This is a genomic window from Sphaerochaeta sp., from assembly GCF_050178175.1.
GTDB lineage: Bacteria > Spirochaetota > Spirochaetia > Sphaerochaetales > Sphaerochaetaceae > Sphaerochaeta.
This window is the reverse complement of sequence record NZ_JBFXGH010000104.1, coordinates 1-8,069: the sequence shown is the minus strand read 5'-3', so window position 1 is coordinate 8,069 and position 8,069 is coordinate 1. Positions and strand designations below refer to the sequence as shown.

The window sequence follows — 8,069 nt, the reverse complement described above, 5'->3', positions numbered from 1 at the left end:
CCTTCCCTATCCGATCCCCTACTCTGAGTATCCCGTAAGTGCAAAGCACCGCAACCTGGTACGCAAGAGTCAGTGCCACAGTGGTTGGGACTGGGGTCCTTGCATTCTCGCCATGGGTGTATATGAACCGATTGAGCTCTCATTCATCGATGAAGGTATCATCGAGGAATTGACCTGCGATACCATTGAGATGGGGAAAGACCAATGGGACGCTGTAGTGCGGGTAATCTACAACGCAAGACAGGAACAGAGCCTTGATTGCCGTCTTATGCTGGCTGGCTCAGAGCAAGAAGGGACGGTGCATATGAAGCAAGGGCTCAACAAGATAGAGTTCCGCCTTCAGTGCAAACAGGTGAAACGATGGTGGCCCCATGGAGAAGGAAAGGCAACGCTCTATCCTTTGCAACTGAGCGTTGGAAGCCAACAGACAGAAAAACGCATCGGGTTCAGGACCTTGCTTTTACGCACCGAAGCTGAACCAGATGGCGGCAAGCCCCTGGTATTCAACGTCAATGGACGTGATATCTTTGCAAAAGGTACCAACTGGATTCCTCTCGATGCCCTCCCCGGTCGGTTGACCCCCGATCGTTATGAGTATTTGTTGCAGTCCTGTGTTGATGCAAACATGAATATGATCCGCGTCTGGGGAGGTGGCCTCTACGAGAAAGATGTGTTCTATGACCTTTGCGATGAGAAGGGACTGCTTGTGTGGCAGGACTGCATGTTCAGCTGCTCAATGTACCCAACCAATGCTGAGTTCCTCGCCAGTGTGGAGGCAGAGCTCCGTTACCAGGTACCGCGGCTGAAGGATCATCCGAGCCTTGCCCTTTGGTGTGGGAACAATGAGGATCTGGGTGCCATCTCCTGGTACGAGGAGTCGAGAAAGAATCATATCCGCTATGTCATCGACTACGACCGACTCAATGAGGGTGTGGTAGGAAGGGTCATCAAGGAACTTGACCCGGGCAGGCAGTGGTGGCCTAGCAGCCCAAGTGCTGGAGAGAATGATTACTCGGACAACTGGCATGATGACAGCAAGGGCGACATGCACTTCTGGTCGGTCTGGCATGAAGGGAAAAGCTTTGAGGAGTACTACTCCATCAACCCACGGTTTGTGAGTGAGTTCGGCTTCCAGAGTTTTCCGCTCCTGGACACAGTGAAAAGCTACGCCACAGAAGAGATGTGGAATCTTACCAGCAAGGTGATGGAACATCACCAGAAAAATCCTCGCGGCAACTCCATCATCATGGAAAACTTTACCAGATACTACCGCTTCCCCTCTTCTTTCGCCCAAATGCTCTACCTCTCGCAGGTACAACAGGCCAAGGCGATGAAGATGGCGATCGAGTACTGGAGAACCACCATGCCTCACTGCATGGGAGCACTGTACTGGCAGCTGAATGACAACTGGCCTGTTGCCTCCTGGTCCTCCATCGACTACCACGGCAACTGGAAACTGCTTCACTATGCAGCAAAACGGTTCTACAGTCCCGCCCTCCCGATCGCCTACATGAAGGAAGACGGCATCGTAGAGGTCTACGTGGTAAATGACGGGCCAAAAGAGATCAAGGATGCAAAACTCTCGGTCAAGTTCTGTACCTATGAAGGCAAGAAGCTGAACAAGATGGAATACCATATGGACTGCAAGGCTAGAAGCAGCTCCCATATGTGCACCATCAACCTTCACAAGAAACGCAAGATTGATCGGGAGAACACCTTCATCTATCTGAAACTGAAAAGCGATGATCTTTACATCGAGAATCAACTGATGTTGGAGAAGCCGAAGCGGAGCAACCTGAAGAATCCTGGGATAAAGAGCGAGGTTTCAAAAACAGCTGGAGGATTCTCCGTTACTGTAAGCTGTACCTATCCTGCTTTCGAGGTCGCACTGGAAGCTGAAGGCATCAGTGGGGTATTCAGTGACAATCTGTTTGCAATCCGTCCTACCGCACAGAAAGTGGTCACCTTCAAGCCGAGAGAAGAAGTCAGCCTGGAAGATTTCAAGAAGCAACTGAAGATATATGATCTTTGGGGAAGCAGCCACTAAGGGCAATCAGCTTAGATTGCTCGATGGAAGTATCTCTCTTTGTATATGTTGAGAAATTTTCATGAGATGGAAATGCACAAATCAGGGGAGCCTCACGGCTCCCCCATTCATTGTTATGCCTGTTTGAACTTACTGGTTCTTCTTCCAGCTGTCCCAGGCTTTCTGTACTTCAGAGGCAACCTGCGCGGGAGTCTTGTCCCCAAGACCGATTTCCTGCAAACCGGTGTTGATGACATTGTAGACATCACTGTGCAAGACACCGTCGATAACCGGGGTAATCGGGGTGTATGCGGTATAGTAGGCGGCCCTCTTGGCAATGAACGGCTCAAGATTCTTCTCTTCCACGACCTTCTCGACATCGACATTGAGGTTGGAAGGGAAGGAAGCACCAGTGGTCAGGCGATACGTCTGTACATACACGCCCTGCAAGTACTTGATCAATCTCCAGGCAGCAGCTTCCTTGGCGGAACCAGCAGGAATATTGGCACTCATTCCCCAGCCAGTTCCTACAACACCACTATTGGAGTTCTTGATGACTTCGCCAGGAAGGTTGGGAATGACCATGAGCTCAAAATCGTTCTGCTGGGATTCCGGGCTGATCAGAGCCTTGCCGGTGGTGATATCAGTCTGGAAGGATGCAGTGGACCAGTCGCCATCAATGTAGAAGGCAGCTTTCCCGCTTGCGAAACTACCACGAGAGGAACCGTAGGGGCTGCTCAGGCTGTTTCTATTGATCATTCCAGAGCTATACATGTCATCGATCAACTCAAGGGACTTCACGAACCAATCATCAGTAAAGTCGATTTTACCGGCAACAAGCTGGTCATACCAGTCAACTCCACCGTAACGTCCAACGACCATGGAAAAGAGACAGCTCTGCATGACCCACGCATCCATGTTATCCATGGCAATCAGATCAATGCCTTTTGCCTTCAATGGCTTGACCATTGCTTTCATCTCGTCATAGCTCTTGGGAATATCAAAACCATTCTCACGGAGCACCTTTGCATTCACATAGAGCATGTGTGTGGTGGTGACACCATTGGGAAGTTCAGCAAGATATCCTGCGAACTGTGGAGCAATGGTTGCTGGATTGTAATCGTCAACCAGACCATCTTTCTCGAGGAACGGCATCAGGTCTTTCACGCTATGGGTAGTGTGAAGGCTGGTGGAACGACCACTGGGCCACATGTACAACACATCAGGCACCTGGCCACTCGCAACGTAGGCTTCGGTCTTCTGGTGGAAAGGCTCATTGAACAGATCCTCACGGACCAGCTTGATGTCTGGATTCTCTTCCTCAAACTTGTCCCATACCATCTTGATCTCATTGGCACTGTTTGGCTCGGACATGTCAATGTAGTTCAACACGGTAAGCTCTACTTGCCCAGATGCACTAGCATCTTCCTTGGTACCTTGAGCAAAAACTGATGTTACTACCATCAGCAGCGCAAGCGCCAATACGGAAATTTTCTTAAAACCAGTCATTTTTACCTCCTAATGACTTCTTCTTACATTCCTGCGGTTGGACTCCCCATCCGCTCGGTTCTTGTTTCACCACACCCTGTTGCAGGTGTGAAGCAATCCCTATCTTTTAGTTCATACTTTGTACAAACTAATACTGCCATCACAACCACCAGCTGTCAAACAGTTTCACCTGCTAGCCTTTCACAGCGCCGGCAGCAACACCCTTTGTAATCTCCTTGCGGAAGAACATATAGAAGAGCAACATCGGCATCAGTCCAATCACCAATGCAGCGAATTGTTTCCCGAAGTCACTGCTCAGAGCTCCTGCAAACTTCTGTACTCCTACCGGCAGGCTCTTGAGAGCATCACTACTGGTCAGGATATTGATCAACATAAACTCATTCCAAGTACCGGTGACTGTAAGGATAGCAACCGTCACTCCGACAGGGGCTGCCATCGGGACAATAATTGAGATGAATATCTTCATATAGGTCGCCCCATCGATACGTGCAGACTCAACCAAGGCAGTGGGAATGGACTTGATATACTCAGTGCCAAGATAGATGCCCATCGGCATTGCTATCCCGATATAGGGAATAAGGACACCAAGGCGGGAGTTGTACAATCCCACCCAGTTGATGATCAGGAAGAGCGGGACCATGATTGACTGGAGGGTTAACAGCAATCCAATGACAAAGGAGCCATGGATATACTTGGTAGCCTTATGGGGAATCTTTGCGAATGCAAAGCCTGCCATGAAGGAAAACACCAGTGTTGCCACCGTGGTAATACCTGTGTAGATGATACTGTTGAGTATCAGAGTGGGGAATTTTCCCCTGACCCAGGCATCCTGATAGTTGATCAGGACCCAATCCTGCGGTATACCCAGCTTATTCAACTGGAACTCAGTAGTGGTCTTGAAGGAGTTCATCACAAGCCATAGCAGAGGATAGATAGCCATGACCGTAAAGAAAATCATGACAGCATAGATCAACCCAAGATTGATTTTTGCCCGGGTTGAGCGGGTATCTTTCACATCACGCATGGTTACTCCCTCCCCCCGAACTTTTTCTCAACCCACTTGGTCAGGCCGATAAGCATGAAACTGATCACGACCATCACCGTGCTGATTGCATTGGCCAGAGGGTATCGCGGGGCTCCCTTGAAGGCCTTGTCGAACATGTAGATGGAGAGCACACTGGTGCGGTTTGCCGGTCCACCGGCAGTCATAACATAAATGAGGTCAAAACTCTTCAACGACCCACTGATAGCGAGAATCGCTGTGGTAACCAGCACCCCTGAGAGGGCAGGAAGAATGACGTAGCGAAGCGTTTGCCCCTCGGTTGCACCATCGATTCGGGCTGCTTCAATGACGGCACTGTCAATTTTCTGCAGATTGGCAATGAAAATGATCAAATACATGCCGGTATACATCCAGAGGATTACAAAGAGAACAGGCAGCATTGGGTGATTGCTTATCCCATACTCATACTGTGGATTAAATAACCGCACCAGTTCAGGGAATGCACCGTAGGGGGCAAAGAATGATTTCCAGAGAATACCGATGACAACGGTTGATATGACGGTGGGAAGATAGATCATGGTCTGGAAGAAATCTGCAAACTTCACAATTCCTCGGTACAGCACGTAGGCTAAAAAGAATCCGAGGGGTATCTGTCCAAACACAGATACAAAGACAATCCACATGTTGTTCTTCAATGCCAGGTAGAAATACTCATCAGCGAAGAGATTCTGATACCACTTGAAGCCGACCAGATGTACCGGCTTGCCACCAAAGAGTTTTCCTCCACTATAATCGCTTACACTGAGATAGATCGAAAAGAGAGTCGGGAATGCCATGACCGATATATAGATGAGAAAGCCGGGAAGCACCAAGGTCCAATAAGCCCTTTTCTGCTCTCGCTTCGCATCTGCCAGCGTATGCGTTTTAGGCATGCGTAACCTCCAACCTGGGTTTTTTATACGTTTTCTTCATAGGATATGCTTGATCGATTACATCCTCCCAATCGAAATGGGTACGACTTTCAATTTCAGAGAGCTCAGGAACTGCAAACAATTTCTGCAAGAACATGGTCGCTGCTCCCTTTGCTACCACAAACTCATCCTTGGTATCGAAGAGCAACTTGCATCCAATCTTGTCCATGACAGCAAGGAATTGCGGACACTCCCCCTGGAGGAACTCCCTGATCCTTCCTTCATCACTGAACGGTTTCCCATGGACAAAGAACACACGGGGATCCAGTACGGAAAGGATGGGAACGAGGGATCCGAACAGATCTTTCATGAATGTCTTCCATGCGTTTTCGTCAGAGACAGACTTGATCAGCAGCTCTTCCGGCAAACCAGTCTGTCCCTTGTTATGCTCCCTCCAACTCAGCGTGCAGATTTCACCGCTGCTGTGATGGGAGCCATGATATACTTTTCCCCCAATGGAGAGCCCGATACCAACACCGATACCTGCACGGTCCCCAAACTGGTAATTCCCTTCATGGTAGTCTGCAATCATGCACATGAAATCACCCAGATTCACATTCCTGTTGATCGTCATCTCCAACCAAGCCGTGCAGTTGGCATCATTCTCCACAAAGACCATTACGTCATAGCGTTTTGCAAAGAAATCATAGAAATCATAGTCCTTGAGACCAAAGGGTTCTGCATACATGATGATGCCATCTTCTGCATTCACAATACCGGGGATTCCAGCAATGACGGCAAGCAATGGGATGGAGAGCTTCTCTATCTCTGTCAGCACCAGGTCCATCAGGAAGATAAGGATCTCATCAAATCCAACTTCCGGTAGTTTCCCTTTGCTCTGGTAAAGCAATCCACCGGTTATATCCATGATGACCGCCCTATAGTGCGAAGGCTGGATATCGAAACCGACCACACAGCCAAAGCGTTCATTCAGCCTCAGGCGGATCGGCTTCCGTCCCCCCCTGCTTACGCCACTTCCCTCTTCCCCCTCATAGACCACCTCATCATCAATGAGTGCACTGATGATATTGGTAACGGTGGAACGATAGAGGTTCAGTTCCCTGGCAATATCGACCCTGCTGATACCGGGGCTTTTCCAGATCAGCTGTGCAACCAAGGAAGTATTTGCATTTTTCTGAAAATTGTTGTTGTTGATTCTCATGCCGGTTCTGTATACTCCAGGTACATGCGTATAAATTTGTTTGTTCGCTCTCTGTACAAACTAAGCGTAACACCACCCCTTCCAGCTGTCAAGCACTATTTCAACGAGTTTGTACAACCCTTGTACTTGACTTCAGCTTGCAGTCGTGGTAGGACAAGACCATGACCAAAACAAATACAGTAAAAGCAAGTGAAATCTTGTTTCCCCTTCCTCGAACCGTTGAAGATACAGAAGGATTCTTTCGCTTCCACGATGGGATTACCATCGCAGTCGATCCAGCGTTTACATCCCTCATCGAGACTGCCCCTGCACTCCTGCAGGTACAACGAGGCGGAGAAGACATCCTGGTAAAGCGACAAGAGGGCTTTCCAAGGGAAGGATACAGCCTTGCCATCGGCAAGAAGCAGGTAGTTATCAAGGCAAGCGATGAGGAAGGGGCATTCCGTGGGATCTCTACCCTAAGGAACCTTACCTATACCTCCGACCATAGGCTCCCCTGCTGCTTTATTGAGGACGCCCCTTCCTTTACCTGGAGGGGGTTCATGATTGACTGCAGCAGGCACTACTTCAGCCCTGCATTCCTCAAGAAACTGATCGATGCGGCCTCACTGTATCATCTCAACCGTTTCCATTGGCACTTGAGCGACGACCAAGGTTGGAGAATTCCCTTGGAAGGTTGGCCGCAATTGGAGGAGGTGGCAAGCAAGAGAACACTCCTGCAATACACGGACGGACGAACATACGGGCGGCTTTACACCAAAGAGGAGATACTGGAGGTCCAAGCCTACGCCCATGCCCGCCATATGATCGTGGTACCGGAGATTGAGACCCCAGGGCATGTCTCCTCCCTCCTTGCAGCATATCCCCATTTTGGCTGCACTGGAGGACCGTATGAAGTACAAGATCACTGGGGAATATTTGACGAAGTACTCTGTGCAGGAAACGACCAGGTGCTGGAGTTCCTCGAAGATGCCATTACCCAGATAGCTGCTCTGTTCAGCGATCCCTATATCCACATAGGTGGGGATGAGTGTCCTCACACTGCCTGGGAATCCTGCCCCAAATGCCAGAAGAGAATGCAAGAAGAGGGATTATCCAAGGAAAAGGAACTCCAGAGTTGGATGACCAGTAAAATATGTGCAATGGTAAACAAAGCAGGCAAACGTCCTATCGGCTGGGATGAGGTCCTTGAGGGTACCGAGTCCCTTGGTCTTCCCAAGGATTTGATCGTGATGTCCTGGAGAGGTGTTGCCGGAGGTATTGAAGCAAGTGAGCGAGGACATGAGGTGATCATGTGCCCCAATACCGATGGATGTTATTTTGATTATCAACATACTGATGATGAGGAGGAAATGGGGAATTTGGGTGTAAGCAGCATCACCCAGGTAGCCCAATTCG

6 protein-coding genes are annotated in these 8,069 nt (G+C 49.4%); 2 read left to right on the top strand and 4 right to left on the bottom strand.

Translation table 11 applies throughout. The features are described 5' to 3' along the window. Positions 1–2,047, top strand: a 2,047-nt coding sequence (locus AB7S66_RS10105) for a glycoside hydrolase family 2 protein (RefSeq protein ID WP_428519631.1), incomplete at its 5' end; no start/stop codon positions are given. 129 nt (positions 2,048–2,176) lie between these two features. Here AB7S66_RS10105 and AB7S66_RS10100 read toward each other — a convergent pair. The 4 genes from AB7S66_RS10100 to AB7S66_RS10085 form a co-directional block, all read right to left on the bottom strand. Next, positions 2,177–3,535, bottom strand: coding sequence for an ABC transporter substrate-binding protein (locus AB7S66_RS10100; RefSeq protein WP_428519629.1), 1,359 nt, complete (start codon positions 3,533–3,535; stop codon positions 2,177–2,179). Positions 3,536–3,707: 172 nt separating this feature from the next. Next, positions 3,708–4,559: a carbohydrate ABC transporter permease gene (locus tag AB7S66_RS10095; protein ID WP_428519627.1), complete on the bottom strand. Its 852-nt coding sequence runs from the start codon at positions 4,557–4,559 to the stop codon at positions 3,708–3,710. 2 nt (positions 4,560–4,561) lie between these two features. Next, the gene (locus tag AB7S66_RS10090) at positions 4,562–5,470 is read right to left on the bottom strand and encodes a carbohydrate ABC transporter permease (RefSeq protein WP_428519625.1); all 909 of its coding nucleotides are present in this window, start codon (positions 5,468–5,470) and stop codon (positions 4,562–4,564) included. Next, positions 5,463–6,671: an ROK family protein gene (locus AB7S66_RS10085; protein WP_428519623.1), complete on the bottom strand. Its 1,209-nt coding sequence runs from the start codon at positions 6,669–6,671 to the stop codon at positions 5,463–5,465. Before AB7S66_RS10085 ends, AB7S66_RS10090 begins: the two co-directional genes overlap by 8 nt. A 161-nt stretch (positions 6,672–6,832) precedes the next feature. On the opposite strand from AB7S66_RS10085, the gene AB7S66_RS10080 reads away from it, so the two are divergent. After that, positions 6,833–8,069: beta-N-acetylhexosaminidase (locus AB7S66_RS10080; RefSeq protein WP_428519621.1), on the top strand; the 1,237-nt coding region annotated here is incomplete at its 3' end.